The organism is Nitrosomonas sp. PY1 (genome assembly GCF_022836435.1).
Lineage (GTDB): Bacteria > Pseudomonadota > Gammaproteobacteria > Burkholderiales > Nitrosomonadaceae > Nitrosomonas.
In genome coordinates, this window is record NZ_BQXC01000001.1 from 1,675,080 (window position 1) to 1,699,536 (window position 24,457).

Here is a 24,457-nt window from a genome sequence, read left to right on the forward strand (position 1 = left end):
TAAAACTTTTTTGTATTCTTGTTGTAATCTCTAACTCTATGTAGTTCACTATATAGAGAAACAATCATAATGAAATTATCTTTTGTTAAATCCGATACATCATATTCATTTATTTCGATGTTGATAAGTATTGCCTTGGTATTAGCATTTATGTACTGGGCGCGAGTTATTGTAATTCCCGTTGCATTATCGATATTAATTACTTTTTTATTAGTACCCACAGTCAACTGGCTAGAAAAAATTTATATTCCTCGTGTACTCGCAGTGATACTGATGACAGTTATTTCGTTGTCATTATTTTTGGGAGCTACCTATGCCATTACTAAGCAAATCGACAGCTTGGTAGATTCATATCCGCAGTATGAAGACAATATTACTGCAAAAATTTCTCAAATTAATGAGCAAGGCAGTAGTGGCCTATTTGATAAATTTCATAGCGTAGCAGAGCGACTGTATGAGCAATTAGAGCAAGCTCAGAAAGACTCTAAAATCCAAAAGATATCCTCTTCAGGAAGTCAGGAAGCGTCACATGCACAACCAGTAAAGATCGTTGAGGATAGCCCATTCCATTTCTCTGCGTTATGGGGAATCGCAGGTCCTGTACTTGAGCCGTTAGCAAACATTGGCTTAGTGATTGTGCTGATAATTTTTATGCTAATTAACCGAGAAGACTTACGTGACCGGTTCATTGCACTGGTCGGCATTGGTCAAATGACCGATACCACACGTGCACTCGAAGATGCAGGGGACAGGATCAGTCGTTACCTATTAATACAATTATTTATTAATTGTTGTTATGGTATGGCAGTGGGTATAGGTTTATGGTTGATCGGTGTCCCATACTTCATATTATGGGGTTCATTCGCGGCATTGTTGCGTTATATTCCTTATTTAGGCGCTTGGTTGTCCGCTTTGCTGCCAATTGCTTTGAGTTTACTGATTTCGCCAGATTGGAGCATTGCGTTAATGGTTATCGCACTATTCTTAATGTTGGAATTGGTTACTAACATGATTGCTGAACCAATGCTATATGGACGTGGTATAGGTGTATCACAAGCGGCGTTACTCGTTACCGTGGCATTCTGGGCGTGGCTATGGGGCCCCATTGGTCTTATATTGGCTTCTCCTTTGACAGTTTGTTTGGCAGTTTTAGGCCGACACGTCCCTTTTCTTAAGTTTCTCGATATTTTGCTCGGTGATCGACCCACTCTATCGTCTTCACAGCGTTACTATCAAAGACTCTTAGCCAAGGATGAAGATGAGGCTTCCGATATTATTGAAAGATACATTGAAGATGACTCCATGGTTCATGCATTCGATAAGATTATTATTCCAGCGTTGTCATTGGCAAGAGCAGACTTAAGATCAGGCAAATTGGATGAACTCAGCCATAAAGAAATGGTGGAACTGAGTGGTAGTATTCTGGAAGATCAACGTAGTGAAATGTATGTTATCGAATCAAAAGAAAAGAAAACAGAAAAAGAAAGCAACGATGGAGCCACATCCCCCTTGCCTGTAACTTCCGTGTTAGCTGTTCCTGCGCGTGATTCGACAGACAAGTTGCTGGTTGATGCCTTGTCGATGTTACTCGATCCCAGTCGTTTCGAGATTCATGCCTCACCTGGAGGCATAGTGTATGATATTTTAGCTGATGTTAAACGGCGTACTCCAGATGTGTTAGTGATTTTATCCGTTCCTCCAGGAGGAGTTGCGCATGTGCGTCATATTTGTAAACGTATTACCGCACGATTTCCAGATTTACGTATTGTCGTTGGACGGTTAGGCTTGTACGAGGAGGATCAGGAAGAAAATCGTAGACGATTAAGTGAAGTAGGCGCTGATTACATTGTTTTTAGTTTGGCAGATGTGGTATCGGAACTTAATAAATTATCAACATTAGATTAGTGACTCTATGGTACACGGTTACTACTTTCCTTTTTTAAGGTGCAACAAAATACCAAATAGCTATTGAGCTTTATATCAATAATTTAAAAATAAACAAATAAATAGTTATGAGAATAATAATCTTAACCTTAATAAGCTTATTGGGAGGATCGCAGGCTTATGCTTTTGACATCAATCCATTCAAAAAATATGATGGCAGCCATGAGCTAGTTCTTAATGATGAAAATACCCAAAAAGCCGCTGGCGTTGTTGCAAGCATCATTATTCACCCGGTTCATGAGGAATTGACTGTTCGATCATTTAATTTAGTCAAAGAACGGAGAATGCCAGGTTTTGAACGTATTAATGATGAATTGATTGAGACAGTAATTCGTGGTGTGCGATGGAATGATGATCCGCTCAACTTATTACCGGATCATCCTATAGCTTGGTTTGATAATTTTAAGAACGCAAGTGAAAATTCTGATCGCATTACCAGTCATTACGATTTGTTTTATCGTAGCCATCACCACGATCTACAATTCTTGCATGCGATGGCTTCTTCGGATCAGGAAAAAGCAGGGGATACACTAAAAGCAGTTATGATGTGGTCCGAGTTTAGCTACAAAGTAGCGAGTGGATTTATTCCTATTCACACGCATTTAGATAAAATGCATCAGTTTTTGTCACCTGAAGCTGCACGAAGCTTTAAAAAACATTTTACCCATGATGGGTTACGTAAAAAATGGACACCAGCTTATTTATTTTCGCTAAAGTGTATTCGAGAGAAAGTGGGATCTAATTTATTTACGCCTCTGGATTGCTCAGAAACAGATTGGCGGCCAATGAAAAAGAATGTGCAAAATATCGCGTTAGGTAGCTTGTTGCATGTTATTCAAGATTCATTTTCTGACAGTCACGTTTCCCGGAATCCAGAATATGAAGGCGAATATTCTTTGATTCATGGTCGATCCAAGATAAATAATTTTAATGCTTATACCAAGCAGAGCTTCAATTTACATCGTGGCGCCGATGGTTATCCCCGTGATTTTGAAGCCGCTATGAGTGAACAGGATTTAAATCTTGAAGAGGCTTGTGCGCAAGTCATATCCAATGTATTGCTCGATCGGAACAAATCGAAAAAAGGAACGCACTGGCGCAAAACTGCGAATTATTTAGAAAATGGCGTTTTTCGCATTATCAATCCTAATGCTTTAGCTGGCGCCGGTAAATATGAATGACCCCGCCCCAAGGGAAGGTTAGATGTGATCGAAACAACAAAAACGGGAGATCAAAAACAAGTTGCCGCTTGATTCTCCGTACACCAGATTTGACTATAGCTCAATGACTAACTAGATCAGCAATATTAAGTATTTCTATCAATTCAAGTTCAATTGCTAAAAAATTTTGATTAAGGCTCTGAATGGGTTGATATAAGACCCATACCAACAGTGGATGATACGGCAAACCTATTAGAATTATCCCAAAGAATCATTCTAACTAATACCTCTCTAAATGAAACAAGCTCAAAAACAAAGATGTTTGTATGACAAAGAGAATATTAATCGTTTCATTACTGCTGGCAATAGCTTTTCATATGTATTACCTATTCACCGATGATGGCAGAGTCTTAGCGTTTGAATTAATTAGCCTGCTTGTTGCATTTAACTGCTCAATGATGTTGTTGGCAGAAGATTAATTTCCACAACAAATTTAGGTTAACGGATGTGTAAAATTTTGAGAAGTGCATTTCAAAATGTGAGTAATTTTAGGTATCTAAAAAATTAGCTCATTATTGGCGAATGCTGATAAAGCATTTTATAGACTCTCCTCGCAAGTAGCTACTGAATATTAGATTTATATAGGGTGTACTATAATTCTATTCATTCAAAGATTGAGGTGTGGAAAATTGAGAGATTTGCAGCAAGAAATTGATTGTAATGTGCAAAGTGCTTTACGAGAAGATTTAGGTTTAATTGGCGACATAACAGCTTCTTTAGTTCCAAATCATAAACAATTACGGGCTGAAGTAATTTCTCGAGAAAATGCAGTATTGTGTGGTACAAAGTGGTTTGAATCCTGCTTCTTAGCATTGTCATCTGAGATAGAAATCTACTGGTTTGCATTTGATGGTGACTATGTTCAGGCAAACGATAAGCTGTGCCAAATTCAAGGAAATGCGCAAGCATTGCTGACTGCCGAACGTTCGGCGCTGAATTTCTTGCAACTATTATCCGCGGTAGCTACGCAAACCAGGCACTTTGTTGATGCTGTTGCTGGCACTACAGCGACTATCGTTGACACAAGAAAAACTTTGCCAGGACTACGTATTGCGCAAAAATATGCTGTCAAATGCGGCGGTGGCACCAACCATCGCTTAGGTTTGTATGATGGTATTTTAATTAAAGAAAATCATATCTTGGCTGCAGGAGGGATAGCAACGGCAATAAAAGATGCACAGGCTATCGTGCCCTTAGGTGCATTTATTCAAATTGAGGTGGAGTCATTGAATGAATTGGAGCAAGCATTAACAGCCGGAGCAGAGATGATTTTATTAGATAATTTTACCCTCGAGCAGATAAAAGAAGCGGTTGCTATTACTCGATACCAGCATGGACATAAAAAAATCATTCTAGAAACATCAGGCAATATAACGTTACAGAACGTGCGTGAAATCGCTGAAACAGGTATCGATAGAATTTCGATTGGCAGTTTAACTAAAAACATACATGCCATTGATTTATCATTAAGATTGTACGATTTACAGCCTCAATTGTATTAGTCCATTTAGCTTGAATCTGCTATAAAGCTTCTGTACGAGATTGAGCTAGCAATAAAAAACTCACTAGGTTACTGGATTTAGAGTTTTTGTATAACCTAACACCAAAATAATTATAAGAACAGAAGATAGGTAATCAAAGTAGGTACCTTCCCCCAAATTAATTGATGCCAGCGTGATTTTCTGGCATCAAAGATTCTATATTTTGCGTATGTTAAGCGAAATGATTATGAAAAGTGTGTATTGCTTTGGGATCTAAGTGGTTGATGGTTGCCATAATTTGCTCGGGATCAGCGAGGGAAGGTGCCATGCTCCAACGATCCAATGCAGCATTGCCAATACGTACCATGCCGGTATGATTGTCTTTGACTACATCAAGCTCAACTTCATAATCAAAGAATCCTAGTTTGCGGCGCAGTAATTCAATATCGCCAGGAGCTCCAGTGAGAAATTTCCAATTTCCCTGAATGCCAAAATTTTCGGCATAATGTTTAAGCACTACCGGCGTATCCAATTCTGGTTGCAATGTGATCGAATACATGAAAACATCTCGCCCTGCACGTTCACCAAGCATATTTTGTACTGCAAGCAGATTGGCAGTCGTTTTCGGACAAGTATCGCCGCATTGCGCATACATCATATTAATCGCAACTACTTTGTCGCGAATCAAGTCATCATAGAAACGAACGGCTTTCCCTTCATGGGTATATACCGTGACGTTTGGAAACGGCGCAGAAGTATCTCCATCCCATGTGCTTGTTAAGGCACTGCTGCCGAATTTATCCCAAGTTGAGCTTAAACCAATGGCGCCCAGCGCGCCCAAACCAACTCCAGTCAGTATTTTTCTACGGGAATATATAGCATTTTTTATTTTATTCATAATATAACCCTCTTTAGTCAACGATATCCCAACGTACCATCATGGCATGATCCTCATGGATCATATTGTGGCAATGCATGACATATTTACCGGGGAAATCTCGGAATCGCATGAATAACCTCACCCTTTCACCCGGCCCTAATACATACACATCCTTCCGCCCTCTTTCGTGAGTCGGTATGGGTATTGCTACTCCATTCCTGAATCGATTTAGAATGTGCCCTTCCTCGAAATGGATATGGACCGGATGTGCCCAGCCACCGGAGGGATTATCCAAGTCCCATATTTCTGCACCACCTAACTCAATCCGTGCAGCGGCAGAATTAACGTTGACTAGCTTGTCGTTGATGCTCCAGAAGCCATTTCTACGGGAAAATACCCACCGCCTAACGGGTGCGGCGGCGATTTCTGCCGCTGTTGGACGACGAATGGCACGCAGCGCAGTCGGAACACGGCTCACATCTGCTACTGGAGGATTACGGTTTACAATAATTTTCATTATCCGAGTACCCGGAGCTTGTACTGCACCCGGGCCACGGGTCGAAGTTTGCGTTAAACGGTTGACGAGATAGAGTTCTGTGTTTAATGCAAAACGAGAAAAATCTACTACGATATCCCCCCGTTCAGCGACGCCTAATCGAACTCTCGTTTGGTTTTGCAACGGCGCGGGTAAAAGGTTACCGTCGTTAGCGATATAGGTAAATGGCTGCGCTACATTTGCAGTATTAACCAAATAAAACTCATAAAAGCGACTGGGTCCAGCATTCAATAAGCGAAAACGGTACTTACGCCGAGCAACATTGAGTACCGGTTCAATTTTGCCATTTACGGTGATCTTGTCACCCAAAGTACCTTCAGGGTCAAGTTGATCGAAAATATGAATTCCATTGACATCGAAGCGTTTATCCTGGAATGCTAATGGATAGTCGTACGGACCGCTTGGTAATCGCAATGCAGCCGGATTAGTATCGCGCTCATCCCCCGAATCGATATCATCATAGATTAAATAAAATCCGGCCATACCGCGACTTGCGTTGGCTGCGGTAAAATCTAAGCAATGATCGTGGTACCACAGCGTACCCAATGCTTCACGTTTGTCACCACCGACCGGATTGCTCGTATTGGTATTGCTATTTGGGTTTCTTGGAAACTCATCGAATCCGGCATAGATATTTGGATAAAATTGATCTTTAAATTTTCCTGGTTTATTGAGTGTTGGCCCTGCTTTAGTTTCACTAAAATAATCGCCCGGAAATCCGTCGCTCTCAGAAGGCGTATGTAGATTATGCAAATGCAAACTGATTTCCGGTGTGCCAAACCCCGTATGATTAGCTGGTAACTGGTTATGTAACCGAACAATGACCGGCCGACCGTAGCGTGCATGAATGGTAGGATTTGCATAAGGATTACCATTTGCATCCTTGCCCATATATTGCCAGCTTAATTGCGGCGGATAATCTGGATGAAATACATGATTCGTAATAGCCTGAGCTTTTAGCTCATAAGTATCCGCCTCATCGGGTGGAAGCGTTGGCTCATTGAAAAACTCACCCCAGCGTTGATGATCGTTCCGTCCGCACTCATCAAAGTCAGTGTTGGCTCCGCCTTGTGGGATAAGATTATTATCCGTAAAAAGATCCGTTTGCGGTAACGGTTCTACTGCATCAGGTAGCGTTACTAACCATGGTGTTGTTGCTGGACTTGGCGGTGGTGCCGGCGGAGCAACCTGTGCTGTGCTTTCTCTCGTGGTTAAAATAGCGGGAGCTGCTAGCAATGTAGCACCAGTTGCTTTGAAAAATGTGCGCCTCGATGTATCTACTATATTTAAATCATTGGTACTTTTGTGCCCAAGATCCTTTTCTTTTTGTTTCATTCCATCCCTCTCTTTTTATGGATCTACAATTCGCCTCTACAATAACCAAAATTAATGTAAATCAATGGAGTTACTTTTTAGTTTTTGTTATTTACTTGAAATACCTTAAATTATTGCGAGATAGACGATCGCAGAATCCTATAAGCAGAGGATTTTTCTGTAAATAAGCGAAATGCCTGTTTTCATATAAGTAGTGACTTAGTTTTTGTTCATTTCTGATACAAATTACTAATTAAGTAAATACTTATATAAAAACAGGCATTTCGCTTATTTATTTATAGCATTAGCTACTTTAGTCTGTGACATGTAGCGATGGATGCGATTTTTAAGAATTTGAGCAAAGTAACATCAATACTTTTGCTATCCAGATGAGCATGGATGTGTTCATCAATTAAATTGCAAAAACAGAAACGGATAGCAATACGACTAATGCTAAGACATTAAAAATCGCCGAAAGAGCAGATTAGCACGCATCAATAATAATAACAATAATAAATGAGGCGATTAAATGGCAAAGCTTAATAGAGCAGACCTTGATTTTCTATTACAACAAATTCTTATTTCCGAAAGTGATTCAGCTGCGCAATTAGTGGGTAATTTCGACACACTTCCTATACTGGTCGGGAGTCCATTGTTACCGAATGGCTTAAGAAATGTAAATGGCACCTATAATAATCTGATAACGGGACAATCTTTGTATGGAGCAGCTGATCAAGTTTTTCCCCGTTTGTTGACACCGTCATTTAAAAACGGTGAGGAAGTCCCCGTAGGCTTCGGCTTCAATCCGAATCAACCCGAAGGTAGTTCAACTTTTTATTCACAAACCAGCGGCTTAGTATTTGATTCTAAACCACGCTTGGCAAGCAATTTGATAGCTGACCAAACAGACAACAATCCTGCAGCGGTAGCTGCTGCGGCACAAACAAACGGTTCGGAATTGGTAAATGGTGTCCGCATGGATGGCACACCTTTTCAAACCCATTTTATTCCAAATGTAACTCCCAATGCCGGAGCAGATGCCCCCTATAATTCCTGGTTTACCTTATTTGGACAATTCTTCGATCACGGCTTGGATCTGGTAAATAAAGGTCAGAGCGGAACAATATTTGTACCTTTGCAACCTGACGATCCACTTTATAATCCGACCCCTGGAGCAGCCAATTTTATGGCTGTGACGCGTGCAACTAATTTGCCAGGTGCTGATGGTATTGTTGGAGATGATCCTTCAACGCTGGGCATCGACGAAAGTGCCGATGATATTCATCAACAAATCAACCAAACAACGCCTTACGTCGATCAAAACCAAACATATACTTCACACCCTTCGCATCAAGTGTTTTTACGAGAGTATGAGCTGAAGGAAGGTAAGCCTGTTGCAACAGGACGATTGATTGAGAATAGTGCGACTGGAGATGGACTTGCTACTTGGGCAGATATTAAGACGCAAGCACACCAATTGTTAGGAATTAATCTTACCGATGCAGATGTAACCAATCTGCCATTAATCCTAACCGACAGTTATGGCAAATTTATTCCGGGTGCCAATGGTTTCGCGCAAATGATCGTCGGCGTCGGAACAGACGGTATCGCAAATACACCTGATGATAATTTGGTTGAAGGCGATCCTTTGGCTAATGGCGGATTGGGGGTTGATATACCAGTCAATGTGATTCGTACCGGACATGCATTCTTGGACGATATCGCTCATAACGCCACGCCGCGTAGCAGCAATGGCACAATGAAAACCGCTGATACGGACAACATTATTAATACCACCCCAGTTACATCGGGCGAATACGATGATGAATTACTAAATGCTCATTTTATTACGGGTGATGGACGTGGTAATGAAAACATCGGCCTGACGGCGGTTCATACGGTATTCCATGCGGAGCATAATCGGACTGTTCAGAACATCAAAGACCAGGTCACCGCAAGCGGTGATAGCGCATTTATTGCACAATGGAAATTTCCGGATGGTTCATGGAATGGTGAGCGCTTGTTCCAAGCGGCAAAATTTTCCACGGAAATGCAGTACCAACATTTGGTATTTGAAGAGTTTGCGCGCCGTGTTCAGCCTAACGTTGATGCATTTGCCGGTTATAACAGCACGATAGATCCTGCCATCATGGCTGAGTTCGCGCATGTGGTATATCGCTTCGGTCATTCAATGCTGACTGAAACGGTTGACCGAACCAATTTGGACGGTACGCTGAACAATAATGACATTGGATTGGTACAAGCATTTCTTAATCCAGTTGAATTTGGTGCAGACTATGCCAATAATTTTGATGCAGCGGCAGCAGTAGTTAATGGTATGACGCGACAAGTCGGAAATGAAATCGACGAATTTGTAACAGAAGCATTGCGTAACAATTTGGTCGGATTACCACTTGACTTGGCTGCCATTAACATCACACGCGGCCGCGATACAGGCATTCCATCGCTAAATGAAGCCCGGCGTATGTTTTATGAAGATACCGGTCATAACAGCGCTTTATTGCCTTATGACAGTTGGGCTGATTTTCAGCAAGGATTGAGACATCCGGAATCTCTGGTGAATTTTATTGCTGTGTATGGCCAGCATCCATCTATCCTGAATGCAATAACCATGAGTGATAAACGAGCTGCGGCAGATTTATTAGTTAATGGTGGAGATGACGCTCCAATTGATCGTGATGATTTCATGAATGGTACGGGTAATTGGGCCAATTTACCATCAGGCGCTACAATCACTGGCCTTGATGATGTAGATTTCTGGATTGGCGGTATGGCCGAAGAGCAAGCACCATTCGGTGGCTTGTTAGGATCTACATTTAATTTCGTATTTGAAACACAAATGGAGAAATTACAAGATGCGGACCGATTCTACTATCTTGATCGAGTAGCCGGTTTAAATTTCTTGACCGAATTGGAACAAAATTCCTTCGCGGAAATGATTATGAACAACCTGCCTGGTGCAAAACATTTACCTGGCAATGTGTTTTCAACACCTACTTATACATTCGAAGCAGCTAATGTTGGAGCAAGTGGCCCCATTTTGAATGATCCTGGTACTGCTTATAATGAAACCTCGTTGCTGGTTCGAGACAATACTTTAGGCGGGCTAACCATTCGCTACAATGGTCAAGGACATGTTGTCATGGGAGGTACTTCTGGTAATGACAGAATGCGCTCCGATGCGGGTTCAGACACTCTCTGGGGAGACGGTGGGGACGATAGATTGGAAGGCGGCGTCGATAACGATTTTCTATTTGGTGGTAGCGGCAATGACATCATTACCGACGCTTCCGGTGACGACACCATCAAGGGTGGAGATGGTCATGATGTGATTAATGCCGGTCCTGGTCTTAATATTATTTTCGGAGGATCAGGACAAGATTTTGTCATTACCGGTAACGATGCCTCAGAGCTTTTTGCGGGCGAAGGCAATGATTTCATTTTTGGTAATATCGCTAATGGAATCGTAATGGGTAACGAAGGTAGCGATTGGATTGAGAATGGCGGCGCAGGTGCTCAGGTAGGCGATAATAACGATCCTTTCGGACGGGATCCGATTCGTGGGAATGATGTGTTTATTGGAGGCGGCAATGCCGATGGATTCGTCGGGGAAGGTGGTGACGACATTATGAATGGCATGCTTGGCGCCAATCGGAGTGATGGAGGCAGTGGATTTGATTGGGCATCCAGTGATGGTAAGAATACTGCAGCCAATATCGATCTAGCATTGGCTATACTACCGGGCCCTTTTGTTCCGACCACAGATCGTTTCAACTTTGTTGAAGCTGCATCTGGGTGGAATTTTAATGACACGATACTGGGTGATGATTTAACGGCTACAGAATTAACATTGATCGATCCGATATCAGGGCAAAACAATGCATTGGATAACGCAAATAACCCAACTGGTGGCGGACATAGCGCTGCGGACAGAATTGCTCAGATTAATGGATTAAGCACGATCTTGGGAGGAGCAACTGTTTTTAATTCTGGTAATATTTTATTGGGCGGTGGCGGTAGCGATCTGATTCAAGGTCGCGCTGGTGACGATATCATCGATGGTGATGCTTGGTTAAATGTCAGGATCAGCGTTCGTGATAAGCTCAATCCGAATACTGAAATTGCGTCTTTTGAAAATATGACGACCACATTGAAAAGCGCAATGCAGAAAGGGACATATAGCCCCGATCAACTCAAGATTGTGCGTGAGATTAAATACACTGCCGCACCTACGGACATAGATACCGCTGTTTATCAGGATCTTTTCTCCAGTTACATTCTGACGTTTAGTAATAGCTCTCCAGGTACAATTTTTATCGATCACACCATTATACCCAACGGTGGCGGTGGCGCTCGAGATGACGGAAGCGATACATTACGTAACATTGAACGAATACAGTTCCTTGATAAAACAGCCTATATTGGTACATTTGCCGATGATAATCTGGTTGGAACCGCTAATGATGATGTGCTCTATGGCTTAGCAGGTAACGATACACTCAATGGCCTAGGAGGGCTAGATATACTGATCGGTGGTAATGGCAATGACAAATATATCATTGATACTGCAACCGATACGATTACGGAAACTACTGGCGGCGGTATAGACGACACCGTAGAAAGCTCTGTCACGTATACCTTGGGACTAAATCTTGAAAATCTAACTTTGACTGGCAATGGCGCTATCAACGGCACAGGAAACGCTACTAATAATATTCTTATCGGTAACAACAATAATAATACTTTGAGTGGCTTGGCCGGGAATGATACTTTAGAAGGTGGTGGCGGTATTGATATTTTAATAGGAGGTGCAGGTAATGATATCTATGTGGTGGATACCAATACTGACACGATTACTGAGGCTCTCAACTCAGGTGTTGATACCGTACAAAGCTCAGCGACATTAACTTTGACTAGTAATATTGAACGATTAGCGTTAACAGGTACAAATGCAATTAACGGCACGGGCAATGGGCTAAGCAATTTGATCACTGGAAATTCTGCTAATAATACATTGGACGGTTCAACTGGCAACGATACGTTAATCGGTGGCGAAGGAAATGACATACTGGTCGGTGGGGGTGGCGTCGATTCACTGACAGGTGGAAACGGTAACGATAGTTTTAGGTATTCTATTGTCAGTGAATCATTACCAAGCGGAAAAGATACTATTGCAGATTTTCAAAGTGGTTCTGATGTCATTGATCTTTTTACCATTGATGCAAACTCAGGAATTGCAGGCAATCAAGCGTTTGTGTTTATTGGAAGTGCCGCTTTTACAGCAGCCGCTCAAATACGTTATTCGAATGGTCTGTTAGAAGCAAACGTTAATGGAGTACTTACCGCTGATTTCCAAGTTCAATTGACGGGAACACCTGCATTAGTAGCAAGTGATATTGTTTTGTAATTTTATTAGAACATGAAAATGCATAATTCCGCTTTTAAGTGAAAATAAAAGTCGGAATTATGCATTTGTAATACCATGAAGAGAATCGCTATTTTTGAATAATATTGTAGTTAATAGCCATACGAATAAGTTGCGTAGTATTTTGCAAATCCAACTTCCGCATTAAATTGAGTTGATGAACACTGACTGTTTTAGGACTAATTGAGATTTTTTTAGCGATAGCAGTATTAGAGTATCCCTCGGCGACCAACTTAAATATTTGAAACTCTCTGTTGGTAAGAACATCTAGTAGTGTTTCATGGTTTTCTGTACGTGTTGCATGCATAGCAAGTGTTGTGGCTAAATCTGATTCAATGTAGGTTTTTCCTAAGCTGACTTGTTGCACTGCGTGTATCATTTCTCCAATACCGCTTTGCTTGCTGATAAAACCTGTAGCCCCTGCTTTTATCGCACGATAGACCATGGTTACGTCGTTTAGCATGCTAAAAATTAAAACCCTTGCCATAGCATCGTAACTCAAGATACGTCGCATCGTTTCAAAACCACAAATTCCGAGCATATTTAAATCAAGAATAGTAACGTCAGGTGTAAACTGTTGCCACATCTGGTAACCACTTTCGCCATTATCGGCTTCACCAATGACAAGCATGCCAGGATTGCTTTCCAACAATCTACGATAGCCGGTTCGAACTACAGGATGATCGTCAATCAATAGAATGGTGATTTTCTTGTTCATGGTAGGTAGCGTTAGTTTTTTGCGAAGAAAGGTAATCGAATCGTAATTTCTGTACCGAGATCTTTAGCGCTTTTGATCACCATTCTGCCATCCAATGTAATGACGCGCTCACGCATGCCAACAAGCCCAAGTCCTGTCGAGTTTGCTTGGAAGTTAAAACCTTTGCCGTTGTCTTTTATCTTCAGCAGCAGGAACTCAGCTATTGGATTGTCCATAATAGTTTCACGGCTTAAGAATACGTCAATCTGTGATGCGTCTGCGTGCTTATAGGCATTGTTTAATCCTTCTTGTATAAGGCGAAATATATTAATATTTAGCCTCTCCCCAAGTACTGATAAATTACCATTGAGTTCAAACCTGAGAATGGTGCCGGCGTTATGTGATATCCACTGTTTTTTAAGCTCATATAGCGCATCAGGCAGCCCAAGCGTATCCAGCAATATCGGTCGTAATCGATGTAGCATGTTACGGATGACTTGATGCATTTTTTCAGTGCATTCTTTAATCGCTTGGGCACTGGTAAAAATGATCGATTTTTTATCGGTATGATTGAGAATAACTTCATTTTCGACGCGAATAGCGGTAAGCCATTGGCCTAGAGCATCATGCAGTTCACGAGCCAGTAAACGACGCTCTTTTTCTTGAATACGAAACAATTCCTTCATTAATTGCCGATTCTCAATCAACAAATCATGATTAAGATTAATCATTTTTTTCAATTGACTAATATCGGACATCATCATGCGGCACATATTTTTGCTACTAATTACGGTACTTTCTAGTCGCACATAGCTTAAGACATCATCAATATTGCCTATTTTTAGATCGATAGAAGTTTTTCTTGATGAAGAAAAAGTTTTTTGTAAATAGGCCACAAAAGCTTGTTTATCAATATTTGCAAAATAGTCCGAAAAAATCTTACCAATAAGAGTGTGGCGCTCTGCTTTAAGGAGAGATGCTCCGGTTAAATTAATTGAAAATATTCTTCCATTATTATCGAGTGTTAAATACCCAACGGGTGCATGGTCATAAAGATCAACATAGCGATTACGAGACTTTTCCAATTCTTGCTGTTTAAGCTGAAGTTGATTGGAAAGTAATTGCATTTGATTATGCAATTCAAAGTCAACCAGTCTGCGATATTGGCTTCGCTGATTCATGTTAGTTTGAGAATGATCAAAACAATATTTAAATTTGTATGAGAATCATCAAATATTAAACTCAACAAGTCAATAATAACTCTTTTATGGTTATTTTTTTTCGATGATATTGAATTATATCGACTCTATGTGTGTTTAATTGAGTATTTATGATCCAATCAGAAATCTCAACTGACTATTTGAGTAAGCATTTGCTTATTAGATTGGAGTTGAAGCAAGGTTTTCCATTCATTGTTGGATAATGGGCAACGCGCTTACCAAGAGTTACGTGCACAAATGGGGTATTTCAAAAGAATCAGCCTCTGTACTAATGACAGACCAGCTGATCCTTCGAACTGGTTATGTATACACACGAAACCAGATACCCAAAAAACCACACTTACAATGAAGCCGAGATGAATTGCTGAATCGAATTACGAGCCATGGCTACTGATAGCATGTAGCACACGGGTTCATGATCCTACCTTTGAAGAATTATCAACGATCTAGTAATCCGGTTTGCTACAGCCACTTCATCAATCCCATCTCCATGGGATGCGTCAACAAGGGGTGATGCGGATAAATACGGATAAAATATTCTTGCCGTCCGCATAGCTCAGGTGTCAGCTTTAATGCAAACAAATGCTCTTCACCTTCTCGTTTGTTGGTAAAAACAAAAGGGAGACGCGTAAAATTGTGTAGTCGCATCGTTTTGAACTGCCGGTTGATTAGTAGCTCAACCACAACATCCTGAGGTTCCAATTGATTCAATCGCACAGCTACTTGTAACGCCATAGCTTCACCGAAACTTACGCGCTCGAGCGGCGTGTCTATACGGCGTATTGTAATACCATGCCAAGCATTTCGTATTTTAGTTTTCCAAGCGGCTATAGTTTTCGCATCAGCAAAATCGTTTTGTGTATAGCGCCTACTTTTGTCACTCGCGGGCAGATAAAATTTGTGCACATATTCGTTGACCATGCGAATACCGTTGAAACGTGGCATGATTGATTTCATGGAATGCTTGGCCATTTTGACCCACTCTGTCGAATAACCATTTTTTCCATGACTGTAATACAACGGTACTACTTGATCTTGCAATATTTCATACAAAGCGCGGCTTTCTTCTTTGTCGCGTTGCACAGGATCCATATTTTCAAAACCAGGCTTGATCGCCCAGCCATTTTTGCCATTGTAGCCTTCACCCCACCAACCATCAAGTATGCTCAAATTAATGACACCGTTGATTCCTGCTTTCATGCCAGAAGTTCCACTGGCTTCCAACGGATAAATGGGGTTATTCAACCAGACATCGACTCCAGCCACCATGCGCCGCGCCAAACCCAAATCATAGCCTTCAATCAATATCAATCGCCCTTCAAATTCAGGAAGGTGTGCAATTTGACTGATGCGGCGAATCAAATCCTGACCTGGCACATCAGCAGGATGAGCTTTACCGGCAAAAAGCAGCAATACCGGACGACCTTGATCCAATACAATCTTACGTAACCAATCAAGATTATCAAATAACAAAGCAGCACGTTTATACGTTGCAAAGCGTCGGGCAAAGCCAATCGTCAAAATATTAGGATTAACCGGATCGACGATTTTCAATAATCGATCTAGATGTGCTTCAGAACCACGATTTCTGGTATTTTGTTCGGTCACTTGTGCACGAATCCGATAAAACATTACTGACTTCAATGTTTGACGAACACTCCAGAACAAATGATCTGGTATTGCATCAATACCTGACCAATACTCGGTTTCGCACATTTTGGTACGCCATTCATGGCCAAGATAGCGATCAAATAAATCAGACCATTCTTGCGCCAAAAAGGTAGGAACATGCACACCATTGGTAATATAATCCATCGGACTTTCTTCTGGTTCGATCTCAGGCCATAATTCCCGACAAATACTGGCAGAAACTCCACCGTGGATCTTACTGACACCATTATGCGTGCGTGAACCATGTATCGCCAGCGCCGTCATATTAAAATCCGAGCTACCGGGAATATGTCCCAGCGACATGAATTGTTCTTGGGAAATATTAAAACGTTGATAATATTGCGCGAAATATGTTTGTATCATTTCGATCGAAAAATGATCATGTCCGGCCGGTACTGCAGTATGTGTGGTAAATACTGTATTAACCGCGACACTCTCTAACGCAGTAGCGAAATCCAATCCTTGTTGTACTAAATTATTGATACGTTCTAATATCATGAAGGCTGCATGTCCTTCATTAATATGCCACACTGTCGGTTGGATACCCAATGCTTGCAGTGCGCGCACACCACCCATGCCTAAAATGATCTCTTGCTCGATACGCATGGTTTTGTCGCCACCATACAAATTTTCTGTAATGTTACGATCTTCAGGTGAATTCTCTGGTAAGTCGGTATCAAGCAGATACAAAATAACATTACCAACTTTGACTTGCCATATTTTGGCAATCACATTGCGTTGCGGAAGCTCAACGGTAATCTGCACGCTTGTTCCATCCTCACGCAACACGGGTGTAATGGGCAGATCCTCAAAATCTGAGGTTGTGTGTGTAACTTGCTGATTACCCTGGCTATCAATGATTTGAGAAAAATAACCTTGACGATACAGCAAACCGACTGCAACAAACGGCAAGTGCATATCACTGGCCGATTTACAATGATCCCCCGCTAAAATTCCCAAACCACCGGAGTAGATTGGTAAACTTTCATGAAACCCAAACTCAAAGCAAAAATAAGCAATTTGATCGTGTTTGCTGAGTTCCTTTGCTTCCTTCTTAAGCGACGATTTATCATGGTACGAATCATAAATCGATAGAATACTTTTGTAGGACGCCATAAAAACACGGTCTTCAGTGACTTTTAGCAAGGCTGATTCATCAACGCGCTTAAGAAATGCCTTCGGATTATGTCCTACCACTTCCCACAAATAAGGGTCGATGCGTGCAAATAATGTGCGAGTATCACGATCCCAGCTATACCAAAGGTTATTAGCCAATTCTTCCAGGCGCCCTAATAGCTTAGGAATCTTCGGATTAATAGTAATGATAAAGGCCGTCCTAGAACTCATCGCAATACTCCTCATTTAAAATTAGGCGCAATCTTAACAGGTTAAAAAAGAAAAAATGCTGATTTAATAATACTTTTAATGTTTATTTATTTGAATTCAGCAAATCACATGCCGCTAGTCGAGCACCTAGCAAACCAATTTCAGGATTGATTACCACATGCACCGGAATTTCACGCATTAATTGGGAAAATCGACCCTTATCACAAAAAGCCCGTAGAAACCCCCCGCCCTTCATGATTTCAAGAATTTTCGGGGCAATACCGCCCGCAATATAAACACCGCCACGACACAACCCCACAAGCGCGAGATTACCTGCGTAGGCACCATAAATGGTAACAAATAATTCCAATGCCTGTATCGCAACACGATGACGTTGTTTCAAAGCAAGTCTCGTAATCACGGCACCACTGTCCTCTGGTAAATCGCGTACGATCGGATCATCTGCTTTTTGATGGTCTTGTAGAAACTTAAAAATATCCGTTAACCCTGGGCCAGACAACAAACGTTCCACGGATACATGACCGAATTTTTTCTGCAACGCTTTCCATAAATCTATTTGTAAATCATCGGTCGCAGCAAAATCGATATGTCCGGCTTCAGATGAAAAAGGATGGCGGCGACCGTCAACCCAAGCCGACCATGATACGCCCATACCGGTGCCTGCTCCTAAAATCACACGCATTCCTAGCGGATGCGCTAGCCCTATTTGCAAAACCTCTAAATCATGACTCGATAACGCATCAATCCCAAGAGCCGCCGCCTCAAAATCATTTAGTATCATCACTTGTGGAAGCGAGCATTGCGCAGCGATTTCTGAGCTATCGATAACCCAGTTCAGATTAGTCAACTTCGCTTTCTGGTGATCGATAACGGGACCCGCCACAGCAAAACACGCGGCTGAAATTGTTGGATTGATTTCTGCATGCTGCAAAAAATCTTTGACCATATCAACAAATGAAATGTATTCCTGACTCGAATATTTACGGGTCAATACCACATCAACCCCTGCATCATCTATTTTAGCCAACTGCAATAGTGTTTTGGTGCCACCAATATCGCCATAAAAAATATGAGTTTTCAATTCAGCAGCCATCACTTTAAAATTTTAGAAGTAACCATATGCCAACGGATAACATTGATCCATACACATTAAGAATTATACCTTGAGTACAAAGCTCGTATGATTGTGATCGCCATTTGACATACTGGTATTCATTCAGTACATTCCATCAATAAATAAGTTTATTTTTAATGACTTGGCTATTAATTTTTTATAGGTAACCTATATATGCTCGATCCCTTAATCATCGCCAAAACAAATGACAATGAACTGGCCCTGCTACCAGCCATGTCGAACCGGCACGGCTGCATTACCGGTGCAACGGGTACTGGCAAAACAGTCACACTGCAAAAGCTAGCGGAAAGTTTCTCAAGTATTGGCGTGCCTGTATTTATGGCCGACGTCAAAGGTGATTTGAGTGGAATTTCTCGACCTGGAACACCCTCAGAAAAAATGAAAAAACGGTTAGATATGCTGCAAATCGATACGCCAATCTGGCAAGGCTATCCAGTCACTTTATGGGATGTTTTGCAAGAAAACGGACACCCGGTTCGCGCGACCATTTCCGATATGGGACCGCTATTACTGTCGCAACTTTTGAGCCTTAATGAAACGCAAGAAGGTGTACTGGCGCTAGCTTTTAAAATAGCCGATGACAATGGGTTGTTACTACTGGACTTGAAAGACTTACGCGCATTATTACAATTCATCGGTGACAACGCAGCAGAATTCAAAACACAATACGGCAATGTTTCATCTGCTTCGATCGGCGCAATTCAACGCGGCTTATTGCAGATTGAACAGCAAGGCGGTGACAAGTTTTTTGGCGAACCCATGCTGAACATTGAAGATTTGATGCAAACAATAGACGGGAAAGGTGTCATCAATATTTTAACCGCCGATAAATTACTTAACTCGCCCAAGTTATATAGCACCTTCCTACTATGGATGCTATCGGAGCTATATGAGAATCTGCCCGAAACCGGTGATCGCGAACAACCCAAGCTCATTTTCTTTTTCGATGAAGCACATTTACTATTCAGCACGGCAACACCTGCATTGCTGGAAAAAATCGAGCAAGTAGTACGCCTGATCCGCTCCAAAAGCATTGGTATTTATTTCGTGACACAAAACCCATTGGATATTCCAGAGAAAATTCTTGGTCAATTGGGTAATCGCATTCAGCATGCATTGCGCGCATTTACACCACGCGATCAAAAAGCAGTCGCCACAATCGCAGAAACCATGCGCCCGAACCCTGGGTTCGATATCAAACAAGCCATCACAGAGCTATCAGTAGGCGAAGCATTGATTTCTTTTTTGGATACCAATGGCTCGCCCAGTATAACCCAACGTGCTTTTATTTTTCCTCCGACTAGTCAAATCGGTCCAATCACGCCCGATGAGCGCAAGCAATTGATCGAATCTTCCTTAGTTGCAGGTGCTTACGAGCAGGCTGTGGATCGCGAAAGCGCCTTTGAGATGTTGCAAGCTCGGATTGGCAGTACAAATCACCCAGAAAAATCGTCGGAAAAAAATTTCCCTAGCAATCAAGAATCAAACGGCAGTGTTGGACAACAAGTAGCTGAAGGTATTTTAGGAGGACTTGGAAGTTTGGTATTCGGTTCAACAGGAAAACGAGGTGGACATCGCGATGGTATGATCAGCGCGTTTGCGAAGAGTGCTGCACGCTCGGTAGGAACATCCGTCGCACGCGAAATTACTCGAGGATTACTTGGATCATTATTGGGTAGCACGAATACCAAAAGAAGACGTTAATCGGACGCTCAGAGCAATCAATTGCGTTCTTCTTCATCCATGCAAGAACAAACAGAGCAGGAGGAAATATAATCATACCTCCTGCTCTTGATTGAAATTGTTGCTAATTTTTCAGCATTTCTTTCTTGATTCTCCATCCTGGTAGAGCGTCGTCAAATATACGCACAGTATCCATACCGCCTTTAAAAAAAGCCGCATCTTCAGGAGGAGGAATCGTCCTATGCTTAGCACCTATCGCTAAGGGTTCAGTATTGACACAAACAGGACCAGGAACCAGTACAGGAGATTTACCCGCCAACACACCATTGATATATATCCTCAAGATGGTGCCATCGTAAGTCGCTGCCACATGCGTCCATGTATCCATAGGCACGGTTCTACTACTATCGAGTATAAAGTAGGAAGCACCATTACGACACCCCCCAAAAAAACCACCGACCCTTACCTTGCGAGTATCCTCTCTGATGTTAACCCAGAAAGAACCCGCTTTCTCCATCAGTTCTTGTCTATCCCATGTGCTGGGCTTGAATTTTATCCAAGCCATTATGGTGTAATGGTTAAAATCGAAAATAGGATTATCAGAAACCAGAACGAAATTATCAATTCCATTCAGTTTTAGAGCTCTTCCACCAGAAATACCTGTAGCAAAATGCCAAGCGCCGCCACCTTCAATATCCCCATTGAGATCATTTCCGCTGGTATCGGATACAATCGATCCATTATCCGATGCAAACTTATACTCTAGAACTAAACTCTCCGCAAAAACAGAAATTGGAAAAAATAAAAAAAGAAAAAACAAACCTGATTGCAAAGAAACGAATTTTCTATTATTCATGATTTGAATTTGAGCACCAATATTAGCGAGAAAATTGAATTGTTTCGCTATGCTACTGTTAATTGTGCAATAAATTTTCTTATTTATTACACAATTGCTCTAACATAGCTCTATCGTTTTACTAATCACGCAGATATTGAACGGATACGGATTTAGAAGCATTTGGCCCAAGAGTTCCTAAGCCATACTGGATCGTACTGTTATAATCTCCATATAGCGGGTCACCACTAGTTAAATCACTTGGATTACAAGAATTATCTAGGAGAGCTGTCGTTTTTGCATCATAAGTCGTTGATGTTGGAGATCTCGTGATGTGTCTGAGGCGAACCGCATAAGGAATGCTTGTACTCTTGGTTCCAAAAGCCGAAGAAGAATCTCTTACTGAATGATGCCATTCATCATAGATAGAATTGATATCAATATTGGTAAGCCGTCTCAATATAACATCGTTAACATTGGCACCGGTTAGATTTTTAACAGTCATTTTGATGTTAAACGAACGATCCAAATTCGTTGGTTTAGAAAGCTCTTGAACCAAACTCATTTTGCCATCAGTAGTATTACGCGTGACTTTGCAGGTATTTCCTACACAAGTGCAGGTTGCAGGACCAAATCCAGATTCAAGATAGTTGGTGCTATAGCGCGAAACACCCGAGCTACATAAAGCATATCCTTCATCGAAAATATGATCTTGTTGATTCGAGCCTTGGAAAAGTAAAATATTTCCTTCTTTAGAAATGGTAATTTTTGGTGCGCCCGTGAAAGTCTTACATACAACATCGCCGGCAGCAAGAATTGCAGCGGCCTTATCTCCTCCTTTCTCATGGCTAATTTTTCCCGCATTGACTGCTCCTGCAAGGAACAACAAACTCATTGAAACCAGCGTTAACACTGACGATACAATCGATTTTTTCATATATCCTTCTATTTTTAATAGTTTAAATTTCGTAAAATTATTACTATGAAACCCATTGCTGCTACTTTTTATTACACGAGGCCAGTGAAACGCTTTGGAGATGACTACTTTCAGTTCTAGCGTTTTTAATTGTGAGAAGCTAGCGCAATCTAAATCATCTTGTTTAAATGGTCAAATCAATTTACTCCTAGTTGGAATATAGGATATAAGTCCCAGAATTTCAGTGTAAAACTCAAACCAGATAGCGAAAGAGAAAAATCCAATCTTGAAGTATTTTTGCTGTCATTTAGTTATCTGCAATTATTGATTTCTATCAAAGATCATCACCTCCAAGATAAATGAACCAACCATCTCCAGATGACTTTTCTAAAAACTAATATAGTGGAGGGAAAGAGTGAAGTGCCCAGAAAACGATCATTACAGTAGGTTTGTTACGATTAGTGCTCGAGAAGCATCGGTGCGTCGGCATTCACAGCAAGAATCGTAACAAACTGCTGCAATTCATTCCAAATATCACCATCCACAATACCTTTCATCATACGATCCATTCTGGCGGCATGAAGGATTGCTTGTCGCAGAGATTCGAATTTGAGTTGCTTAACTGCATTCATGACAGTTTTTTGGCGATTTTTCCATATTCTCTCCGTCTGCAGTAATGATGCGATAGGGCGTCCGCTATTGATACCTTTTCGAAGATTGATTAATTGACGGATTTGTTCGGTTAGCACAGTTAATATCAAAAGCGGCGCCATACCCTCGTTTTTCAAAGCACTCAGAATGCGGGCAAAGCGCTCTTGATCCAAAGCAATCAATGCGTCAGCCAATTGATAAACATCGTAGCGCGCCATATTAAAAATAACTGCACGAACTTCATCCAAAGACAAGTGCCCGGCTGGATAAACAAGTGCCAGTTTTTGTATTTCTTGATGTGCTGCCAATAGATTACCTTCAACCTGATCTACCATAAATCTAAGCGTCGCGGTATCAGTTTTTTGCTGTTGCTTCTCAAGTCGCTTTGCAATCCAATCAGGCAACTGCTCGCGCTCAATTGCATTGAACGGAATGACAACGCCTCTATTTTCGAGTGCTTTGAACCATGCTGCATTTTGTGTAGCTTTATCGATTTTCGGCAGCGTCACTAGCGTTAGCGTATCAGGTGGAATACTGGCACAATATGCTTCAATCATACCCCCCCCCTCTTTGCCTGGTTTCCCTGATGGAATGCGGATATCGATGATTTTACGCGAACCAAATAACGATAAGCTATTACTGGCATTGCGTAGACTCAACCAATTAAAATGCTGTTCGACCGTATAGATTTCTCGTTCTGTATAACCCAACTGTTGCGCGTGGAATAGGATTAAATCCATTGCTTCCACCATCAACAAAATTTCATCGCCAAACAATACATACAACGAAGCCATCGACTTTCGCAAATGATCGGCAAGTTGCTCCGATGATATCCGCATAGTTACAAATAAATGCCTATCAAAAAGAAAGTAGCAAGCTATCCTTTTCGCTTTAAGAAGTTGGTTCTTCGGGATTCGGTTTATACGTAGACAAACGCCAAAGAATCTGTTGAATTGCATCTGCCTGCATGTCTTTTATTAATAAATTTTCTTCGAAGCCTTTAGCGACAATCTGCTCATCCAAAAACGGTAAAATGCGTGCCAATAAGATTTCCGTTGGTGGAATGATTTGAATCCTTTGTTGATTGACTACGCGGTAACTAACGCGATACACCACATTAAAATCCCGCACACGTCCACCTCCCGAAAGTGACAAAATGCTCTTTTCACTGACAGCGCCGATGATTTCGATCATTGCATCGGCGTTATCGGGCTCCATCACCACTTTAGTAGTTGGTGTCGTACGTATCGCCCGCTCCAAGTGAACGCCAAAAATTTGCCCAGGTCCATCCGGCGCTAACACATACAGCGATTTGAACGGCAAAGATACTGTCTCTCCGCGCAATTTAAAGCCGCATGCGGTCAAAATGAATACAGCAATCAGAAATACCGAAATAAAACCTGTATGTTGCTGGAAATTATATTTTCTATCCATAAAACACCTTAGCAAGCCAGTTAGAGG

Annotated in this window: 15 protein-coding genes; 5 read left to right on the forward strand and 10 right to left on the reverse strand. The window is 41.5% G+C overall.

The genetic code is table 11. The features are described 5' to 3' along the window. Positions 1-117: 117 nt before the first annotated feature. The 3 genes from W03_RS07770 to nadC all read left to right on the forward strand — a co-directional run bounded on the left by W03_RS07770 (position 118) and on the right by nadC (position 4,666). On the forward strand, positions 118-1,905 hold the full coding sequence (locus tag W03_RS07770; protein WP_244072429.1) for an AI-2E family transporter: 1,788 nt from the start codon (positions 118-120) through the stop codon (positions 1,903-1,905). Between the two features lie 107 nt (positions 1,906-2,012). Continuing rightward, positions 2,013-3,125 carry a hypothetical protein gene (locus tag W03_RS07775; RefSeq protein WP_244072430.1) on the forward strand — a complete coding sequence of 371 codons (1,113 nt, stop codon included), beginning with the start codon at positions 2,013-2,015 and terminating at the stop codon, positions 3,123-3,125. Between the two features lie 668 nt (positions 3,126-3,793). Further along, positions 3,794-4,666, forward strand: coding sequence for a carboxylating nicotinate-nucleotide diphosphorylase (nadC, locus tag W03_RS07780; protein ID WP_244072431.1), 873 nt, complete (start codon positions 3,794-3,796; stop codon positions 4,664-4,666). Between the two features lie 211 nt (positions 4,667-4,877). Here the strand turns inward: nadC and W03_RS07785 are convergent, their stop codons facing one another. Beyond that, entirely contained in the window at positions 4,878-5,543 is a 666-nt protein-coding gene (locus W03_RS07785; protein ID WP_244072432.1) for an SCO family protein, read from the reverse strand. Between the two features lie 13 nt (positions 5,544-5,556). After that, entirely contained in the window at positions 5,557-7,416 is a 1,860-nt protein-coding gene (locus tag W03_RS07790; protein WP_244072433.1) for a multicopper oxidase family protein, read from the reverse strand. A gap of 508 nt (positions 7,417-7,924) precedes the next feature. Here W03_RS07790 and W03_RS07795 point away from each other — a divergent pair. Then, positions 7,925-12,823 carry a peroxidase family protein gene (locus W03_RS07795; protein WP_244072434.1) on the forward strand — a complete coding sequence of 1,633 codons (4,899 nt, stop codon included), beginning with the start codon at positions 7,925-7,927 and terminating at the stop codon, positions 12,821-12,823. A gap of 88 nt (positions 12,824-12,911) precedes the next feature. On the opposite strand, the gene W03_RS07800 is transcribed toward W03_RS07795, so the two are convergent. The 4 genes from W03_RS07800 to glk form a co-directional block, all read right to left on the reverse strand. Beyond that, positions 12,912-13,559 (reverse strand): response regulator transcription factor, encoded by a 648-nt coding sequence (locus W03_RS07800; RefSeq protein ID WP_244072435.1) that lies wholly within the window; start codon positions 13,557-13,559, stop codon positions 12,912-12,914. An 11-nt stretch (positions 13,560-13,570) separates the two neighbouring features. After that, on the reverse strand, positions 13,571-14,719 hold the full coding sequence (locus tag W03_RS07805; RefSeq protein WP_244072436.1) for a histidine kinase: 1,149 nt from the start codon (positions 14,717-14,719) through the stop codon (positions 13,571-13,573). A gap of 501 nt (positions 14,720-15,220) precedes the next feature. Beyond that, positions 15,221-17,776, reverse strand: a complete 2,556-nt coding sequence (glgP, locus tag W03_RS07810; protein ID WP_244072437.1) for an alpha-glucan family phosphorylase — start codon at positions 17,774-17,776, stop codon at positions 15,221-15,223. Positions 17,777-17,858: 82 nt separating this feature from the next. After that, positions 17,859-18,857 carry a glucokinase gene (gene glk, locus W03_RS07815; RefSeq protein ID WP_244072438.1) on the reverse strand — a complete coding sequence of 333 codons (999 nt, stop codon included), beginning with the start codon at positions 18,855-18,857 and terminating at the stop codon, positions 17,859-17,861. 207 nt (positions 18,858-19,064) lie between these two features. Here glk and W03_RS07820 point away from each other — a divergent pair, with 207 nt between their 5' ends. Continuing rightward, a complete protein-coding gene (locus W03_RS07820) occupies positions 19,065-20,615 on the forward strand; it encodes a helicase HerA-like domain-containing protein (protein ID WP_244072439.1) in 1,551 nt (516 codons plus the stop codon). Positions 20,616-20,718: 103 nt separating this feature from the next. Here W03_RS07820 and W03_RS07825 read toward each other — a convergent pair whose 3' ends face one another. The 4 genes from W03_RS07825 to lptE all read right to left on the reverse strand — a co-directional run bounded on the left by W03_RS07825 (position 20,719) and on the right by lptE (position 24,430). Next, on the reverse strand, positions 20,719-21,450 hold the full coding sequence (locus W03_RS07825; RefSeq protein ID WP_244072440.1) for a LamG domain-containing protein: 732 nt from the start codon (positions 21,448-21,450) through the stop codon (positions 20,719-20,721). A 121-nt stretch (positions 21,451-21,571) separates the two neighbouring features. Beyond that, positions 21,572-22,366: a hypothetical protein gene (locus tag W03_RS07830; RefSeq protein ID WP_244072441.1), complete on the reverse strand. Its 795-nt coding sequence runs from the start codon at positions 22,364-22,366 to the stop codon at positions 21,572-21,574. 437 nt (positions 22,367-22,803) lie between these two features. Then, complete coding sequence (holA, locus tag W03_RS07835; RefSeq protein ID WP_244072442.1) at positions 22,804-23,835, reverse strand: DNA polymerase III subunit delta; 1,032 nt, start codon at positions 23,833-23,835, stop codon at positions 22,804-22,806. Between the two features lie 52 nt (positions 23,836-23,887). Next, on the reverse strand, positions 23,888-24,430 hold the full coding sequence (gene lptE, locus W03_RS07840) for an LPS assembly lipoprotein LptE (RefSeq protein ID WP_244072443.1): 543 nt from the start codon (positions 24,428-24,430) through the stop codon (positions 23,888-23,890). Between the last annotated feature and the right edge of the window lie 27 nt (positions 24,431-24,457).